This is a genomic window from Mycobacterium ostraviense, assembly GCF_002705925.1.
Lineage (GTDB): Bacteria > Actinomycetota > Actinomycetes > Mycobacteriales > Mycobacteriaceae > Mycobacterium > Mycobacterium ostraviense.
Map to the genome: position 1 here is coordinate 2504870 of NZ_NKRE01000001.1, position 17449 is coordinate 2522318.

Genomic DNA, 17449 nt, shown 5'->3' on the forward strand with positions numbered 1-17449 from the left:
GGCGGGGCCGGTGGGTGGTTGTCTGGCAATGGTGGGGCCCGCGCCAGACCCGCCGGCCCCACCATTGCCAGACAACCACCCACCGGCCCCGCCATTGGCCCCGGTCCCCGGTGCCCCATTGGCGCCGTCGCCGATCAGCTTGCGCCCGGTCAGCGTCACGAAGGGCGCGTTGATCAAGTCGAGCAGACTCTGCAGCGGCGTGGCAACGGCGGCCTCGGCGCTGGCATACGAGCCCGCACCCGCTGCCACGGCCTGCACGAACCGGGCGTGGAACTCCGCGGCCTGCGCACTGAGCGCCTGATATCCCTGGGCGTGCCCGGAAAATACCGCCGCGACGGCCGCCGACACTTCATCGGCGCCCGCGGACAGCACCGCGACCGTCTGAGCCCTCGCGGCCGCGTTGGCCGCGCTGAGCGCCGACTCGATACCGGCCAAATCTGAGGCCGCCGCAGAGAGCGCCTCGGGCACCGTGATCACGAAAGACGACATCTGAAACCTTACAACTTCACGGCCATTCAGCCATGCCGACCCGGGAACCGCTTCGTCCAATTCGCGCAATCCGCAGGAGCACATCGTACCCATATGCCAAAAAGAATCATCCGAAAAACGAATTTGGGTTGTCTGAAATTGTTTTCCGGTCACGGACCAATCCTCCTGCGGCACACATTTCGGGGACGCTGGACCCCCGCATGGGTCGAGCAACAACTTCGGGCTGCCGCTGTTGCTCCTCTTCGGGGTAGCGGGTGCGCCGGTTGCCGCATTGGACGGGCTCGCCAGTGGAGGCCGAATTGGCAAAAGCCCACAGGCTCAAAGCTATCCATGGTGGCCGGCTATTGAGCATCACCGCGAGAAGGCGCCGGAGGGGCCGTGAGTGGCTGTCGGTGCGAAGTAGCGGCGTGGCTGTGATCACGTCAAGGGTAGGTCGCGCCCCGCCGTGGCGACGCCGCGCCCGGAAGCGCATGAGTGAAATCCAAAGACCTTCGACCCGGCTGATGCCAAGATGTTGACGTGAGTGACGCGCCGCTGCGCTATGCCCGCAACGGGGACGTGCGGTTGGCCTACCGCGTATTCGGTGATTCCGGCCCATTCCTCATTTGGGTGTCCGGATGGGTGCTGAGCAACGTCGACACGATCGACGAACCCGGTAGCCTGTATGCGGAATTCGTCGACCTGGTTTCTCAGTCGACCCGCTTCATCGTGTGGGACAGGCGCGGGACGGGCCTGTCGGACCCGTCGACCGAGCCATTGTCATTGGACCAGCGGATCGACGATGTGCGGGCGATTCTGGATGACGCCGGGGCCGACCGGGCGGCATTCCTGGGCACCAGCGAGGGCGGCTCGGTGAGCGTGCTATTCGCCGCCACCCACCCGGAACGGGTTGCCTCCCTTGTTCTTTACGGCACCGCGGCACGGTATTCCCAAGAGCTGCCCGAGTTCCCGTGGGGATTCACGCCCGCCGATATCGAATCTCAGCTCGACGAGATCGACAGTCGCTGGGGAAAGGGCGCACTCGCCGATCTGTTCTACGGCGCGACAGCTGACACCACGGGCATGCGAGAAATGTTCGGCAGGCTCCAGCGCGCCATGGCGAGTCCGACGATGGCCAAGCTGTGGTGGAAAGCGTTCATGGAGATCGACGTCCGCGGCGTACTCGCCTCCGTGCGAGCGCCGACCTTGGTCATGGCGCGCCCCGGTGATCGGTTGGTGCCCATGGAAGCAGCCGCGGCCTTGGCCGCCGGCATTCCGGAGGCGCATTTTCAGCCACTGCCGGCGGGTCCCCATAGCCCCTTCGACATCATGGCCGACCGTGCGCATTCGGTCCTGGAGTTCGTCTGCGAGAAGCCAAGCGAATTGCCCGACGAGCGGATCCTGAAGACGGTGCTGTTCACCGACATCGTCGGCTCCACCGAACAACTCGGCGCCCACGGCGACGCGCACTGGCGTCGTCAGCTCGATGCGCATGACAGGGCAGTCGACTGGCTGTTGGAGAAGTACGGCGGTCACCGGGCCAAACACACCGGAGACGGAATCTTCGCGCTCTTCGACGGGCCGACCAAGGCGGTTCGGTGTGCGTTGGAGCTGGTGCCGACCCTGGCCACCCGCGGCATCCCGATCCGAGCGGGCGTCCACATCGGGGAGTGCGAGCGACGCGGCGACGAGTGGAGCGGCATGGCGGTACACACCGGCGCTCGCATCGGCGCATTGGCGGGAGCCGGTGAGGTGCTGGCCAGCCGCACCGTCCGGGACCTCTCCGCCGGGTCGGGCCTGACCTTCGAAAGCCTTGGGCCACAACACCTCAAGGGTCTACCCGAAACGATCGACGTCTACCGGGTCACTACACCGACGAGCGGCCTGACGACGTAGCGCTATCCCGTTGCCCGCTTCTGCTTCAGCAGCGTGTCCGCCACCGAGGTACCACCGGCCAATCAGGAGAATTCGTTTGGCTGCGAGCTGACGCCGGTGCACGTGAATGGCCGCCGCGGGGCGCGGGCTTGCCGGTGACGACGTCCGTCATGCCCTCGGTGCACCGCGTTCCCGACCGTGGCTTCGCTGGGAACCACCAGCGTCCAACGTTATTGCGGTGCTTCGGAGACCAAACGACGCGGTAGCTGCATCGACCAATCATTTTCCGTAGTGCCTCCTTGGTTCTCGTGCACCTGATGCCAGCGAGCGACCCACCGGGCAAGCGGTCAAACCGGCCAGCCCGTGTGAGGCATCAGAATCACAAGGCAGCATTGGCTTCACTGCGCGAAGAAAACGGATAGCGCTAAACGATCCCTACGGGCCGGCCACATATCCTTCTCGATTGTAGCGGTGCGGGGCGGGTCTAGCCCGTACCAACTACCCGAAATCCATTGATGTGAGCGAACACACGCATGCACCATGCGCTGAGGTCGCCGCGCGGGTGGCGTCGAGCCTGCATCTGAAGCGGGAAGCAAGGGCTAACGATCTACCGGGTCGCCAAGGTAGCAGCTGCACCAAATGTTTGGCCCGGAACCGGTTGTGGTGGTGAGGATCGCTGTGTCCGACGTCGTGGGCGCCGTGGAGCACCGCCACCTGCCGCATTTCGACTTACGTCAACGACTTGGCGTGGCCCAACAGAGTTTGCCGGGCGGGCCTGGTAGTTATGGGGCAATTCGACACAAGCGGCTGCCTGGCTCAGGACCGCCGTGGACGCCGACGGTGGATCCGCCCGAGCTGGACCCACCTTCGGCCGCTTCCCTGCCCGACCCCCCGACCTCTGTGGTCGAATACCGTTCCGACACAGGGTGTTACCCCGCATTTGTCAGGAAACATGAGATGCCATCGGTATTGGCGCCGGGCCGCTGGTGTGCACGATCGGCCTCGAACTCGACGGCGGCCTCAGCCTCATTGGCGAACCCCGCAGCGCTTCAAGCGGGTTCTTTCACCATGCCGTCGCCGGCCTTCGAGCACCGAAGACCGATCGCACGGAGCAACGCAGTTCCGCTGACCGTGGAGTGATCAGCGCACCAATGGGTATGACCAAAGCATGCTTGTACGACAAATACTGCTTTTCGCTGGCGCGGTGGCGTTACTGGTGAGTTTCGCGGGGCTGCTGGCTCCGGTGTCGGTTTCCCCTGGATTGCACACCGTCTGGTGCGGAAGCGCTGTGGCCCCGGATCTCTCCGCCGCCCGAGGCAGAGACGACCGGACCCCGGTCAATATGCCGATTGGCGGCGAGGTTGTTACGGATATCAATTACACAAGGCTGTGTCAGATGGAGATCGAGGATCGACGGATCTGGACGATCAGCCTGGCCTCGGCCGGAGCGCTCGCGGTCATCGTGGCGGTGGCGCTGGCAGTGTGGTTCAAGCGCGCGCCACGGCGTTGATAAGATCGACACTTCAAGCGCTCTCCTGACTACGACGCGGTGCGCCGATCGATTCATTCGCAAGGCGCCCGCTGCAGAGCGAGTCCTCCATCGTTGCCGAATTGATACCTACTCCGGTGTTTCAGCCGGAATTTCTGTGGCTACGCCATCGTGGAAGGTGATCTCTCACCGAAGGCGGCAGCAACATGCATCGGCGTGCGCGGTTTGACCTGACTTGAAAGTACCTGGTTGCGCCGCCGCATGCCGTGAGCAAAATGAGTGTCGTAGTCACGTGAAAGGTTGGTATTGCGTTGCATAACCGAGCCCTCAGGGCAACGACGGCGGCATCGGTCATTGCCGCTGTCGTAGCCGGATGCTCGTCGGAATCCCACGCTCGGGTGGAGGCCCGCACCATCAAAGTGCTCATTACTAAGCCGCGCATAAGTAAGGCGACACACGGTGTACGGTGCACCGTCTTTCCGGGGCGGTCGTGTTGACTTATTACTATGCGGGACAACGATGGTCGTAAGCTCGACCATGCCACGACTTCAAAGGCGAGTCAATACGATCCGCGGATTCTTCGCCGACCCTCACCTCGCTTACATCACCGCCTAAGTCGCCTTACTAACGCTCGGCTTAGTAACTTAATTTTAATGCGGTCGGCACGCCGATCTGTCCCAAACTGGAAGTATTTGCCGGGATCACGGAGGATGTTGTGGTGCGTGATGGAGGTTCTTGCGGCGAGCACCGGATGGGCCCGTCTCGCGGTATCGGCATCGCGGCGGACGTCGACATGAATGAGCCTGCAACAGATTGGCGGTGTGCGGGTCACACCACGGCGCGAAGGAAAGTATCGCCGCATCCACTATTTCGGTTCTAGCGCAACGATTATCGCTGCGGAGCTCGCGCCGCCTCCGCGTGTGTTCGCTCGACATCCCTCCGTTTCACTTGCGCCGGACCCCGCCTGGCGCAACGAGGCGCGCAGCATGTCCGGGTCCGGAGCCGCAACCGGGGAAGACCTCACTGTGATCCAGCGTCGGGTGGTGCAACTCCAACTTAGCCGCCTAGGGAATACCCGTTGGAACCAGCGCCACGACCACCGCCAGCGCGTCGTGCATCCCAGAGTTTCAGGAAGCGACCACCTTTGAAATGGGCCGGCCAGGAAACCATCACTGGGGATCAGATCGGCCGGGTTGCCGAAGGTGTTGTTGCGTAGGACAATCCACGGGTGACGACGGATCGCACGAGTCGTGCACCGGCTGGCGAAGGTATGGCGAACATGGACAACAGTCCGGTGTTCAAACGAACACCGGCGCAGAGCCGCTTGGGTATTCGCGGAGCGGCACAACATCTCGCGACCATGCATCGAGGACCGGATCGATGATGCGCCAAGATTCCTCAGCCTCGGCAGCGCTGATCGACATCGTCGGCTCACCGGCCAACACGTCGAGCAGCAGGCGCGCATAGGCCGGCAGCCGTTGTGGCGCCAGTTCCGTGCTCAAGCTGGCCCGCTCCAGATCGAACGGATCACCGGCACCATTGAGATTCATGGTCAACCCGATGCGGTCTGGGTTGAGGCTGAGTTCCAATACGTTGCGCGCCGGGTCGTGGGACTGACCGAACACCGGGTGCGGCACGTCACGGAAGGTGATCACCATCGCGTTGCGCTCCTTGGCTAGAGCCTTGCCCGATCGGAGCATGAAAGGCACACCCGCCCAACGCCAGTTGTCGATCCAGCACGTCATTTCGGCGTAGGTCTCCGTGTTACGAGCTGGGTCAACTCCGGGCTCGTCGGCGTAGTTACCGATCTCGCGTTTTCCGATTTTGCCGCTGGTATAGCGAGCCCGCACGGTGTGCCGGGCGACATCGTCAGCGCCCAAAGTGCGCACCGCCCGTAGCACGTCGGCCTTTCGACCGTGGAAATCGCAAGGGCTCAACGTAAGTGGCGGCTCCATAGCCACTAGACACAGCAGCTGCAGCAGGTGGTTCTGCACCATGTCCCGCAACGCACCGGCCCTGTCGTAGTATTGGGCGCGGTTTTCCAGCGTCAACGTTTCGTCCCAGACGATGTCCACCTGCTCGATGTGCTGTGCGCTCCACAATGGCTCGAAGATTCGGTTCGCGAATCGCAACCCGATGATGTTTTGCACCGTCTGCTGAGCCAGGAAGTGGTCGATGCGGAAGATGTTCGACTCGCCGACCACCTCGATCAGCAGCCGGTTGAGCTTGCGAGCGCTGTCTTGGTCTATCCCGAACGGCTTTTCGACGACAATGCGGCTGCCCGGGGGCAAACCTGCCTCGTCGAGAGCACGCACGACGCCGTCGAACACAAGGGGCGGTAGCGCCAGGTAGCACGCGACCGGCCCCGGCAAGTCACCGAGGGCCGCTTTGATGCCCGCGGGCGCAGTGGCGTCGACGGCGATGTAGTCGAGTCGGCCAAGCACGTCTGCGCGGTTCTCGACCGGCAAGTCTGCGGCGAGAGAATCGAGCCGCTCCCACACATAACGGGCGAAACTACTTGTGCTGAAGTCGTTTTGGTCCGCGCCGCGGATGCGCAGTCCCGAATCGAGTTGTCCTGCGACCGATAACTCGACGAGTGCGGGAATCAGGTGTCGCGAGGTCAAGTCACCCGCCGCTCCGATGATAAGAAGTGATTTCATCACGGTGAATTGCCCCTTCGTTGGCCGCAGTTCTGCAGGCACCGCACCAAATTGATGCCCGAGGAAATCACGCCGATATGGCTGAACGCCTGCGGATAATTGCCCAAAAATTCGCCGCTGTTCGGGTCGATCTCCTCGGGCAGCAGACCGAGCGGACCGGCTCGCTGGCACAGGGAGTCGTACAGCTGCATGGCCCGGTCCAGATCACCTTGCGCGGCAAGGTTATCCACCAGCCAAAAACTGCACAACAGGAACGCGCCTTCATGCCCGGCAAGTCCGTCCGGCGAACAATTGGGTAGATATCGGTACAGCAAGCCGTCGCCCGCGCCCAGGCGCGCTTCCACAGCGCGTGTAGTGGCGACCATGCGCGGATGCGCCGCGTCGATCACCCGACGCAACGGCAGCGCCAATACGCTGGCATCGAGTTCGTCGCCGCCCATTTGATCAGTCAACGACTGCGCCCGCTCGCTCCATGCTTCTTGCACGACGAGTCGTCGAAGCTCCTCGGCCTGTGCGGCAAGCCGCGGGGCGTCGCAGGGCAAGTTCAGGTCGCGGCTCAGCCGCGCAGTGCGGTCCAGGGCCACCTGGCACATCGCGACCGAATAGGTGAAAGGCTTACCGGCAGTGCGTACTTCCCAGATGCCGTGGTCGGGCCGACGCGCACTTCGGGCCGCCAATTCGGCGAATTGGACCAGGTGGGACCAGAGCTGGCCGTCGAGATGGTTGCCCGCGCGCGCCCATTGATATGCGCAGTCGATTATCTCGCCGTACACATCGTGCTGGGTCTGGCCGGCGGCCGCGTTGCCCCAGCGCACGGGCCGCGAACCCCGGTAGCCGGCGAGTCCGGAATCCAGACGTTCGTCAGGCGGTGGTAGACCGTCGAGTGAGTACATGACCCGCGGAGCGCCGTCGCGCTCCACAGCGTCGAGTACCCAAGACAGGAACCTGTCGGCTTCGTCGGGCAGCCCGATGCGGCGCATCGCGTAGACGCTGAACGCGGCATCGCGCACCCACGTGTACCTATAGTCCCAATTGCGTGCGCCGCCAATCTCTTCAGGCAGACTCGAGGTCGCCGCGGCGATGATCGCGCCGTTCTGGGTGTAGTCGAGGAGCTTGAGGGTCAGCGCCGAGCGCCGCACCAGGTCTCGCTGCGGTCCGTCATAGTCGATCCCGGCAGCCCACCGGCGCCAGGCCGACACCGTCGGAGCCAGATCGCGGGGCCATTCGGCGCGGTGCAACCGACCGGACCCCGGTGCCCAGCGCAGCACGACATCGGCCTGTTGACCGGACTCGAGCACGACGGGTTGATCCACATCGAGCGCAGGGTCGACGAACAGGCGCAATTCCACACGGCCGGGAGCCTGCGGCTGCAGCAGAACTCCCGCCCAGAACCTCGACCTTCGCGCCGGTGAACGCAGTGCAAGATCGGGATGGACCGCCACCCGGCCCGAAACCACCCGAATACGACGTAATAGCTCTCCCCTGCCGACGTACGCCTCCCGACGCAGGTCAGCGTCCGAGCACAATAGGAACGCATCGGTGACCTCGGCGACGCCGTGATCGGTGCGCACCGTGGTGACCGTCACGGCGGTGTCGTCGACATATGTCTGGGCCCCGGCCACGACGTCTTCGGCCACGATACGAAACGCGCCGCCGCGATAAGGGTCGAGCAGTCCGCACAGCACCGGCGGGCAGTCGAATCGTGGTACGCACAACCATTCGATCACCGAATCGCGTCCGATCAGCGCACAGCCGTTTCCGTCACCGGCCAGCCCATAATCTGCAATCGGCAGGTGGCCGCCGATGCGCGCGACCCTGCGCAGGTCCGCGACCGTCATCGCACAACTTTCGACATGCATCCATTTCCTCGGCAGGGCAAACCACGTTGCCGACCAGGCTTCCCGGCACGCCAGTCCCAGTTTTACCCGTCATCTTTCGCCGCCAAACCGATCACGCGTAATGTCCTGGCGACCGCGTGGATTACGTTGTCGGTCAACCAACGACGCCGCCAACCAACCCGGTGTGTTCCGAACTGTGTAACCGCCACCGCGGCCGAAGGCAGGCCACCGCGAGCCTAATCGCCGGTGCGCTCGAATGTTTGGTCGAACTCGACGCTGAGGGTGCACGACGTGATCTGTTCATGGTGACCGTGCGCGGTGAGCAGCATGATCGGATCCTGCGGCGGTTGCGGCAGGGCGAACTACGCGGTGTCTTTGACCGGCGTCGTGCCGCCGCCGGCGCAGGTCGCTTCCCGCTCGGTCGACAGGATCCAACTCCTGCTGCTGAACACCAGCGGCTTGGAGCCGTCCGGTGGCGCGTGAAAAAAGCTCATGCACCGCTCGCCGGTGCGCAGACAGTCGGTGCGGACGGCCCAGTCGTATTGCTTGGGTGTCGCGCCGTTGGCCCATTTGACCGTGTCGTGGTAGCGGCCATGCAGTGCCCTCGGCCGGCGACACCACCCGCGGCGCCTGGCTCGCCGGATCCGACACCGCAGTGACGTCGACGTCTCCGGTCCGGGTGAAGGTGACGGATTTCTTGATCGCGCAGCCGTTGGCGCTCGTCTTGCTGATTTCGCCGGCCAGCGTGCCGTCGGGACGCGGCTGCAGCATCATCACCACCCAGAATTCGGCGTTGGCGCCCTGGCAGGTGTCGGTGGCGAGACCTACCGCCAGCCAGTGGCCGCCGACGTCGTCGAACACCATCGTCGGCAACGACGTCGTTTCGCCGCCCAGACGTGCCGCGGTGGCAACGCAACCGGTATTGCGGCACACCGAGCGCACGCCCCACGTGGTCGTCGAAGGCTTTGCACCCGGGATCAATTGGCCATCCAGGCCGGGGCCGGTGGCCGCGTCGTAGTCGCCCCGGTAGGTTCCGGTGAACGGACCGGGGCTGGGCACGGCGGCCGAAGGCGCCCCCGCCACCGCCGCGCTGCTCCGACTGTGGTTCCCGGATAGTTTCACGGCCGCCAAGACTGCGGCCGCGCTGAGCACCGCGACGGCCACCAGCGCGGCAACCAGGACCCGAGTGCGCCGTACCGGCCGCTTGCCGATGTGCTGCTGGGCTGGCGGCACCGGGGCCGCACGGGTCGGCGCCAATTGGGTGTCCTGGTGGTGTTGCCCCTGAAGGGTCGCCGGCACGCAACGGAGTCCAGATGCTCGGTGAAGTCGCGGCAGTGGCCGAACCGCTCGGCCGGCTTCTTGGCCATCGCCGTGGCGAACACCGGGTCCAGGGCCGCCAGTTCGGGGCGGAACTCGCCGATCGGTGGCGGCGGGGCCATCACATGTTTGGTGATGACGGCCGCGGCGCTGGGCGACTGGTAGGGCTGGGTGCCGGTGAGCATATGAAAAGCCGTGCAGGCCAACGCGTATTGATCCGCGCGCCCGTCGATCGGCTCGCCCATCAGCTGCTCGGGAGCGGCATAGGCGACCGTGCCGATCGCGAAGTTCGTGGCGGTCAGACCCGCGGTGTCGTCGACCGGCCGGGCGATGCCGAAGTCGGCCAGGAACACCCGTTGTGACTCCGACCCGGGATCGGCGATCAGGATGTTGGCCGGTTTGACGTCACGATGCAACAGACCGCGCTGGTGTGCGTAATCCAGTGCCGACCCCACCGCGATGATGATCGGCACCGCCAGGTCCAGCGGCATGCCGCCGGGATAGCGTTCGCCCAACAGCTTGGCCGCATCGGTGCCGGCGACGAAGTCCATGGAAATCCAGAACTGGCCGCCGGACTCGCCACGGTCATGGATGCCGAGAATGTTGGGATGCCACAGGCTGGCGGCGATGTCGGCTTCCCGCAGGAACCTGCCCCGGTACTGCGGGTCGGCGGTGAGCTCAGCCGAGAGCACCTTGAGCGCGTCGCGGCGCGGCAACCGCGGATGCTGAGCCAGGTATACCGTGCCCATCGCGCCCGCGCCCAACACCCGCAGGATGGTGTATCCCGCAAACACCTCGCCCACCGCGAGCGGCATTGGCACATGGTAGGTCGGCGTTTTCGGTCACCGAGGTCAATTCGGGGGAAGCGGACGAAAAACCGGCAACGCCCGATACTTGGCGCTAAAGCTGGCCTTGTCGTATTCCTCGCCGACTTCGCCGTCATGAGCGACGACGGTGGGCCCGTCGACGGCGACGAAGCTGAACTCCGGCACTTGCAGTTCGTGGTAGAGCGGGCTGCGTTGCAGACGGCCCAGCGCCAGCGCGCCCAGAATCCGCATGGTCGCCAGTCGCCGGCCGGTTTCCAGGATGCGGACGTCGATCAGGCCGTCATCCATGCGGGTGCGCCGCGCCGGGGCGAACCCGGCGGGCAGATAGACCGAGTTGCCCAGGAAGAACAACGAGGTGTGCACGGTCTTGTTGTCGTAGCGGATGCGCACGGGCTGATCGTTGCGCAGCGTGTGCAACGTGGCATAGATGCTGGCCAGCGGCTTGCCGATGCGTCTTTCCAGCTTTTCTCGGTACCGCACGAAGGTGGGGTACGCGCCGATGCTGGCGTTGTTGACCACCATCCGGCTTTCGTTGAGGCACACCAGGTCGACGCAGGCCACGCTGCCGGCCCGGATTGCGTCGACGGTCTTGCCCACCGTGTCGCACCCGATGTCCTTGGCGAAATGGTTGAACGTCCCGGCCGGAAACACCGCCAGCGGGAGCCCGGCATCGTAGGCGACCGCCGCGGCGGTGGACACCGTGCCGTCTCCCCCGCCGACCGCCAGCACCTCGGCGCGCCCGGCCGCGGCACGCAGCACCTGTTGCGGGTCGTCGTCGGGAGCCAGCTCGACGATCTCGGTCCGAGATAGCTCGGAACGTATCTCGTCGAGCACCTGGGCGCCGTTACCGCCGCCCGATGCCGGGTTGATGACCAGGACGACTCCGGCGCCGTCGGGTCGGGGCGGGGTCTGTACCCGGAGCGGTTCGGTAGTCGGCAACGTCGTCTCGACGATCGCTGGCACCAGCCGCCCGCCCAGCACGGCGATGCCGGCGCCGATTCCGAAACCGGCAAGGACATCGCCCGGGTAATGCGCTCCGGTCGCCACCCGGGACAAACCCACCAGGCCGGCCAGCAATGCCAGGGCGAACCCCAGCGGTGGGTTCTCCAGCCCGACCCCGACGGCGAACGCGGCCGCACTGGCCGAATGCCCGGACGGCAGTGAATTGGAGGTGGGGCGCCGACGCACTCGTCGGACCAGCGGTACCGAGTCGTCGAAGGGACGCGGGCGCCTACGGATTCGCTTGGCGACCTGGTTGGTCACCAAGCTGGTGACCCCCAGCGTCACGACGCCGCGTACCGCGCCGCGCTGCGCCGCAGGCCGTTTCGTGGCGAGCAGGCCCGCAGCGATGGCGAACCACAACTTGGAGTGATCGGCCGCGCGAGTCAGCGGCGGCATCACCGAGTCGAGCAGCGGAGTCTGCGCCTCGGCGATCACCCCGAACAGTTCCCGATCGAGACTGCCCAGGCCCCGGGTGATCGCTGTGATACTTCGCGCGCGTTGCCGGGGCCACCTGTTCACTCAACCCACCCTAACGCCGGTCACCGCGACCGAATCGGGTCGTTGGGATGCGGGCTCAGCGGCGTGGTCTCGATGGTCATCCATCCCGACAGCGGCAGCGATTCCAGGATGGCCATCAGCTCGCCGGGATCACGGGCCCGCCACAGACCCACCATGCACGGGCCGTCCGGCCCGTCGGGCAGCGTCCAGAGCCGCACCAGGTGGCCAGCCTCGGCCAGGTCACGGGCGCGGCGGGCCTGGCGCGCCGAGGCGTCGTCGACGACGTGCGCGGCCGTGCCCGGCGGCACCGTGACGGTCATGGCGATCAAGAATTCCGGCCCCTTGCCGGGCCGCGGAGTTATCCCCGCGCTCGGCGGGTCGTCGGGATGCCAGCCGAGCGCGCAGACCTCGTCGGTGCGCCAGATCCGCAGTGGCATCGAGGCGAGCAGCTGCTCCAGACAGTCGTCGTCGGCGGCGGCGAAAAGCCCTAGCGTGCGCCATTCGCCGGGCCGAACCGGTGGGCGCCACAGCCGAAGCAGGCTTCCCCGGGCCGCGAGCTCGCGGGCGTGCGCGGCCTCACGAACGCGGACGTCGTTGACCTCGTCGGCCGACGTGCCCTCGGGAACACGGGTGGTCATCGTGACCAGAAATTCCATGCTGTCTCCCGGGCAAGCCGTGCCGAGGGCTATTCGGAGTGACCCCGGAGCTCGATGCCTAGAAGACGCGGACCCAGTCGACGAGCATCTCCTGCGGGTAGCTGCCGGCCGCCGGATCGCCGCCACCGGAACCGCCGACGGCGAGATTGAGAACCGGGAACATCGTGTAGTCGGGGTCGTTGAACGGCCACTCACGGATGGGCTCGTCCAAATTCTCGATACCGCTTGCCGCAACAGTGAAGTACGGCTGCATCCCGTCGACATAGTCCAGCCAGAAATACATGCCGCTCGGATTCCAGGTAACCCGCCAGTTGTGCCAGCCGCCGTCCACACCCATGGGGCAGGTCTCGAATGCCGTCCCGTCCGGGTTCGCGTGCACCGTGGTTCCGGACGGCCAGGTGCCGTTGCCGTACCACTCGATCAGGTCGACCTCGCCGCTGCGGCCGGGATCGTCGTTGGACAGCCACCAGGCAGGCCACATACCGGGCGCCAGGCAGTTGAACTTGATCCGGGCTTCCCAGGTGGTTCCGATGCCGCCCCGCCACAGGCCGTGGACCAAGCCGCCGAAGTATTCGTTGCCGTCCCGGGTGGCGCGCAACACCAGGTTGGAGTTGCCGTCCAGGAACACGTTCTGGCGGCTGTTGCGGTACTGCCCCCAAAATTGGGGCTGGTCGAACCCGACGGGGTTCCTGATCGGCGTCCGGTGGCTCGACACCGCCCACTTCGACGGGTTGGGGGCCGAGCCGGCCGGGCCGTCGAACTCGTCGTGAAAGAGGAATCCACCGGTTGCCCCCGCGGCCGGGGCCAACGGCGTCGGACTCGCCGGCGCGGCCGGAGGGGACGGGGCGGCCAAGGCTGTGGGGGCGGGGATCGCGGCCGCCAGCGCGCCGAATCCGGCCATCATCATCAATCGGCGACGGTCAATCTCGGGCATAAGCATGGGACGATAGCAGCTCACTGTGCGCCGCGCCGACTCTGGGGCGACCCGTCTTCGCTTCGTGTCCAGGCCGGCGCGGTCGCCGACATCGAGCGAGAAGCGCAAGCGTCACAAGCGCTCTCGCGTACTCTCAGGCCCCGGAGGGTTCGCTGATCTTGACCAGGGTCTTGCCGATGTTGGCCCCGGTGAACAGCCCGTTGAGGGCCTCGACGCACGACTCGATGCCGTCGAAAATGGTCTGCCGGTGCTTGAGCCGCCCCTCGGCCTCCCACTGGCGCAGGTGGGCGAACGCCTCGTCGAAGCGGCCCCACTGCTCGAGCGTGTTGAACCCCTGCATGAGCGCGCTCTTGGACAGCAGGTTGACATAGTTGGCCGGACCCGGGTGCTCCCCGGTCAGGTAACTGGAGATGACACCGCACAGCACCACCCGCGCCTTGTGGGCGAGCCGGCCCAGCACCGCGTCGAGGATGGGGCCGCCGACGTTGTCGAAGTAGACGTCGACGCGCTGCGGGCAGTGCGCTTTGAGCGCGGCGGCCAGATCCTCGTTCTGGTAGTCGATACACGCGTCGAAGCCGAAGTCCTCGACCACCGCCCGGCACTTCTGCGGCCCGCCGGCGATTCCCACCACCCGGGCGCCGGCGATCTTGGCGATCTGCCCGGCCACCGATCCGGTGGCGCCCGCTGCCGCCGACACCACCACCGTCTCGCCCGGCTTGGGCCGGCCGATGTCCGTCATCCCGAAGTAGGCGGTGGCCCCGGTCGGGCCGTATACCGACATGATCGCCAGCTGGTCACTCTCCCCCGGGATGGGTGTGCTGAAGACGTCGTCGCGAATGATCACATATTCCTGGAAGCCGGTCAGCGTGGTCACGACGTCACCGACAGCGTAAGCGTCGCAACGTGTTTCGACGACCTCGCCGATTCCTGCCGCCCGGATGACCTCGCCCAGCCGCACCGGCGGAAGATAGCCGGGCTGATCGTCTAGCCAGGTTCGGGCGGCCGCGTCGATCCCCACATACGTGGTGCGCAGCAGCGCCTCGCCCGGCGCGGGCTCGGGCGCCGCGGACGTGACCAGCTCGGTGTCGCCGGGCTGGACCAGCCCGGCGGGGCGGCGACGCAACACGATCTGGCGGTTGGTCAAGTCCGGCACGATGTCGAGCTTATTCGGGCCTATACCGCAAGATCCCGGTATGGGAGCATCTGTGCATGAATCCAGAGGACGACCCGGAAGCCCGGATCCGCCAGCTCGAGCAACCGCTGGCCGACGCGGCGCGCGCATCGGAGTTGGGGAGTTCGCAGCCGCCCGGCGGGTCCGCATACCAGGGCTACCCGCCGCCGGGCCCGGTGCCGCCGCCACCGCCGATGCCGCCTCCGTACGGCGCGACGTATGGCTCGTATGACTCGTTTGGCTCTCAGCCGCCGTTCCCGGGAGCCACACCGCGATCGTCGTCGGGCAACCGCCTGTTCTGGATTTTCGCCGCGGTCTTCGTCGTCGGGATCCTGGTCGTGGTCGGTGGCATCGTCGCCTATGCGGGAAGCCACATTTCGCGCACGTTGTCCACCCTGACCCCCACCTTCCCGACGATCAGCAGCCCACCCGGGACCGTCCCGCCGCCCTCGGGCAGCAAGACTCAAACACCGACGGCCGGTCCGACGATGTCACCTGTGCCGCCGCCGGGCGGCAACCTCGGTGTCAGCGGCCTCAACGAGAACAAGACACTCGCCTGCAACGACAGCGTCGTCGAAATCAGCGGGATGTCCAACACGGTCGTCATCACCGGCCATTGCGCAAGCCTGACCGTCTCGGGCATCGAGAACACCGTCACCGTCGACGCCGTCGACACCATCGAGGCCTCCGGCATCAACAACAAGGTCACGTATCACTCGGGCTCGCCGAAGGTCAGCAAGTCCGGCAGCGGGAACGTCGTCCAGCAGGGCTGAGGGGTTACGTCGGTTCGTCGGGATCGTCGAGGACGCTGACCGCGATGCCGTAGGGCAAGAAGCGCACTTTGCGCTTGGGGTCGGTGTTGTCCTTGTTTGCCCGCAGCGCGTCCAGTTCGGTCGCATACACCTGTTCGACGCGGGCACCGCCGTCGGCATCCACCGTGTAGATGGCCCACACCCCGTCGCCGGCCTCGCCGGCGGTTTCCGGCGCCGGACGCCTGCGCCGCCCCAAATCCTCGAAGATCATCGACCACCCCGACCGGTCGCCCGGGCCGGTGAGGAACCTGTTGATCCGCTCGAACGCGTCGCGCAGACCCTCGCTGCCTTCCCTGATCACCCGATCGAAGTCGTCGGGGTCGAAACCGAACGGACCGTTGCTGCCCACGCGACCTCCTTGAAATTCATCCGGATACTGCCCAGTGTGCGGGCAGTCGACCCGATCCGCTACCCGCCTACGGCCCCGGCTCGGGTGGGGGCGGCGGTGGCGCCGGCGGGTAGATCGGAATCGGGATGGTGACGAACGGGACGTGCAGGTACATCGTCGCGATCGGGCTGGGCGGGGGTGCCGCCGGCGCCGGCGCTGGCGCCGGCGGCGGCGCGGCCGGCGGCGTGGTCGCCGGTGCTGCCGGTGGCGGGGCCTGCTCCGCGGGAGCCGGCGCCGGTGCTTGGCGGGTCGGCGCGCGACGTGGCGCCGGCGGCGGTGCGGCATTGGCCGCCGTTCGGGGCGGCTGGGCAACCACCGGGGGCGGCGCCGACGAGGCCGGTGGCGGGGCCGCCTCCGGTGGCGGGGCCGCCTCTGGTGGCGGCGCGGCCGGCGCAGCGCTGGGAGCAGGCAACTGCGCCTGCGGCGGTGTCTCGGGCTGGGCCTGGACCGTCGGCACGGCGACGACGCCCTCGGGTGGGCTGGGCTGCGGAGCAGCCATCGGCCGCACATCCGACGAGATCACCAGCAGCCCGGCCGCCAGGGCCGCCGCTGCGGCCAGGGCGCTACCGGCCAACTTGGCCGGCCGGCGCCGCGGAGCGATCTCGTCGTCGTCCTCGTCGAGGGCGCTGTAGGCCAGTGCGCCCTGCCCCGGGTCCGCATGAGCACTGACATCCAGGTAGGTCGGGGTCAGGGCGCGCGGGTTCACTTCGCCGGTGCCCGGATCCAGCGCGTAGGCCAACGCGGCCGTCGACGACACGAAAAGTGGCGCATTCGCCGACGCCAACGCCGCGCCGCGGGCCAGTGCCATGTCTGGCTCCTCGGGGACGCTCACCACCAGCGACGTCGCGGCCTCCAGCGCGGGCTTGACCGGGACGATGTCGACCCCGCAACCAATCAGGAATATCCCGTCGGCCCGCGAACCCGCCGCGTCCAGACCGGAGACCATCGGCGCCAGTTCGGTCGCCATGGTGCTGTGGGCGCCAAGGGACTGCCGATGCAGGTCGACGATCGAGCCGTCGGTCACGTCGACGACTGCCAGCGTCGCGCTGCCGGCCTCGACGAACAGCATCGCGATGTGCTGGTAGTCGAGCGCGGCGCCGACGGTCTGCGCCAGGGCGGCCGCGGCGAGCAGCGGCGAGACCAACATGACGCCGCCGATGTCGCGAGCCGCAAGCTCGTCACGCAGCGCACCGGCCCCGCCGGGGTCGACCCACGTCACCCCGGTCGATGTCAACCAGTAGCCGCCCTCGGTCGCGCCCTGACGGGTGCCGACAATGGCCGCAACCGCCTCGGCGGCCGCCGCCGAATTCGCCGAGTCCTGCGACCCGGCGACCTCGAAGCTCTCTTCCTCGACGGTGGCACCGTCGGCGTTTTCGCCTTCGATGAGCACCAAGCGGACCGCCGAGGGCTCCATTGATACCCCAAGTACGATGTCCATCTGGCCCTCCCAGGCCATGTGGTAACTAGCTATGGGGGTCTAAGGCGGACGAGCGTACCGCGCCGGCCGCCGTCGA

At 66.6% G+C, this 17449-nt stretch carries 14 protein-coding genes and 1 pseudogene; 3 read left to right on the forward strand and 12 right to left on the reverse strand.

What is annotated here, in order from left to right:
• Positions 1-489 (reverse strand): PE family protein (locus CDN38_RS11465; RefSeq protein ID WP_099318963.1); only part of this gene is annotated, 489 nt, incomplete at its 3' end.
• Between the two features lie 519 nt (positions 490-1008).
• Here CDN38_RS11465 and CDN38_RS11470 point away from each other — a divergent pair.
• Both CDN38_RS11470 and CDN38_RS11475 read left to right on the forward strand, forming a co-directional pair.
• Positions 1009-2364, forward strand: a complete 1356-nt coding sequence (locus CDN38_RS11470; protein ID WP_075509485.1) for an adenylate/guanylate cyclase domain-containing protein — start codon at positions 1009-1011, stop codon at positions 2362-2364.
• 1183 nt (positions 2365-3547) lie between these two features.
• Complete coding sequence (locus CDN38_RS11475; protein WP_233026851.1) at positions 3548-3853, forward strand: hypothetical protein; 306 nt, start codon at positions 3548-3550, stop codon at positions 3851-3853.
• Between the two features lie 1277 nt (positions 3854-5130).
• Here CDN38_RS11475 and CDN38_RS11480 read toward each other — a convergent pair.
• From CDN38_RS11480 to CDN38_RS11515, 9 genes and pseudogenes are all read right to left on the reverse strand, one after another.
• On the reverse strand, positions 5131-6492 hold the full coding sequence (locus CDN38_RS11480; RefSeq protein WP_082276995.1) for a glucose-6-phosphate dehydrogenase: 1362 nt from the start codon (positions 6490-6492) through the stop codon (positions 5131-5133).
• Entirely contained in the window at positions 6492-8330 is a 1839-nt protein-coding gene (locus CDN38_RS11485) for a glycoside hydrolase family 15 protein (RefSeq protein WP_075509660.1), read from the reverse strand. Before CDN38_RS11485 ends, CDN38_RS11480 begins: the two co-directional genes overlap by 1 nt.
• 362 nt (positions 8331-8692) lie before the next feature.
• On the reverse strand, positions 8693-8824 hold the full coding sequence (locus tag CDN38_RS31765) for a hypothetical protein (RefSeq protein WP_267888221.1): 132 nt from the start codon (positions 8822-8824) through the stop codon (positions 8693-8695).
• Positions 8825-9026: 202 nt separating this feature from the next.
• Positions 9027-9563, reverse strand: a pseudogene (locus tag CDN38_RS33550) (serine/threonine-protein kinase); the annotation flags it as partial.
• On the reverse strand, positions 9449-10462 hold the full coding sequence (locus CDN38_RS11495) for a serine/threonine-protein kinase (RefSeq protein ID WP_075509596.1): 1014 nt from the start codon (positions 10460-10462) through the stop codon (positions 9449-9451). The gene CDN38_RS11495 and the pseudogene CDN38_RS33550, both read right to left, overlap by 115 nt.
• Before the next feature lie 36 nt (positions 10463-10498).
• On the reverse strand, positions 10499-11995 hold the full coding sequence (locus CDN38_RS11500; protein ID WP_075509597.1) for a bifunctional phosphatase PAP2/diacylglycerol kinase family protein: 1497 nt from the start codon (positions 11993-11995) through the stop codon (positions 10499-10501).
• Positions 11996-12015: 20 nt separating this feature from the next.
• Complete coding sequence (locus tag CDN38_RS11505) at positions 12016-12630, reverse strand: muconolactone Delta-isomerase family protein (RefSeq protein ID WP_099318964.1); 615 nt, start codon at positions 12628-12630, stop codon at positions 12016-12018.
• A 58-nt stretch (positions 12631-12688) separates the two neighbouring features.
• Positions 12689-13570: a glycoside hydrolase family 16 protein gene (locus CDN38_RS11510; protein WP_075509599.1), complete on the reverse strand. Its 882-nt coding sequence runs from the start codon at positions 13568-13570 to the stop codon at positions 12689-12691.
• Positions 13571-13697: 127 nt separating this feature from the next.
• Positions 13698-14717: an NADP-dependent oxidoreductase gene (locus tag CDN38_RS11515; protein ID WP_075509600.1), complete on the reverse strand. Its 1020-nt coding sequence runs from the start codon at positions 14715-14717 to the stop codon at positions 13698-13700.
• Between the two features lie 56 nt (positions 14718-14773).
• On the opposite strand from CDN38_RS11515, the gene CDN38_RS11520 reads away from it, so the two are divergent.
• Entirely contained in the window at positions 14774-15508 is a 735-nt protein-coding gene (locus CDN38_RS11520) for a DUF3060 domain-containing protein (RefSeq protein ID WP_075509601.1), read from the forward strand.
• 4 nt (positions 15509-15512) lie between these two features.
• Here CDN38_RS11520 and CDN38_RS11525 read toward each other — a convergent pair whose 3' ends face one another.
• Together CDN38_RS11525 and CDN38_RS29395 are read right to left on the reverse strand one after the other, a co-directional pair.
• Positions 15513-15896: an Rv0313 family protein gene (locus CDN38_RS11525; RefSeq protein WP_075509602.1), complete on the reverse strand. Its 384-nt coding sequence runs from the start codon at positions 15894-15896 to the stop codon at positions 15513-15515.
• Positions 15897-15963: 67 nt separating this feature from the next.
• Positions 15964-17373 (reverse strand): DUF7159 family protein, encoded by a 1410-nt coding sequence (locus CDN38_RS29395; protein WP_099319375.1) that lies wholly within the window; start codon positions 17371-17373, stop codon positions 15964-15966.
• Positions 17374-17449 lie beyond the last annotated feature (76 nt).

Bases quoted from the DNA above. Each gene is read 5' to 3' on its own strand.
- CDN38_RS31765 (WP_267888221.1), bottom strand. From the start codon at position 8,824: ATGAGCTTTTTTCACGCGCCACCGGACGGCTCCAAGCCGCTGGTGTTC.
- CDN38_RS11485 (WP_075509660.1), bottom strand. From the start codon at position 8,330: ATGACGGTCGCGGACCTGCGCAGGGTCGCGCGCATCGGCGGCCACCTG.
- CDN38_RS11520 (WP_075509601.1), top strand. From the start codon at position 14,774: ATGAATCCAGAGGACGACCCGGAAGCCCGGATCCGCCAGCTCGAGCAA.
- CDN38_RS11495 (WP_075509596.1), bottom strand. From the start codon at position 10,462: ATGCCGCTCGCGGTGGGCGAGGTGTTTGCGGGATACACCATCCTGCGG.
- CDN38_RS11480 (WP_082276995.1), bottom strand. From the start codon at position 6,492: ATGAAATCACTTCTTATCATCGGAGCGGCGGGTGACTTGACCTCGCGA.
- CDN38_RS11505 (WP_099318964.1), bottom strand. From the start codon at position 12,630: ATGGAATTTCTGGTCACGATGACCACCCGTGTTCCCGAGGGCACGTCG.
- CDN38_RS29395 (WP_099319375.1), bottom strand. From the start codon at position 17,373: ATGGACATCGTACTTGGGGTATCAATGGAGCCCTCGGCGGTCCGCTTG.
- CDN38_RS11510 (WP_075509599.1), bottom strand. From the start codon at position 13,570: ATGCTTATGCCCGAGATTGACCGTCGCCGATTGATGATGATGGCCGGA.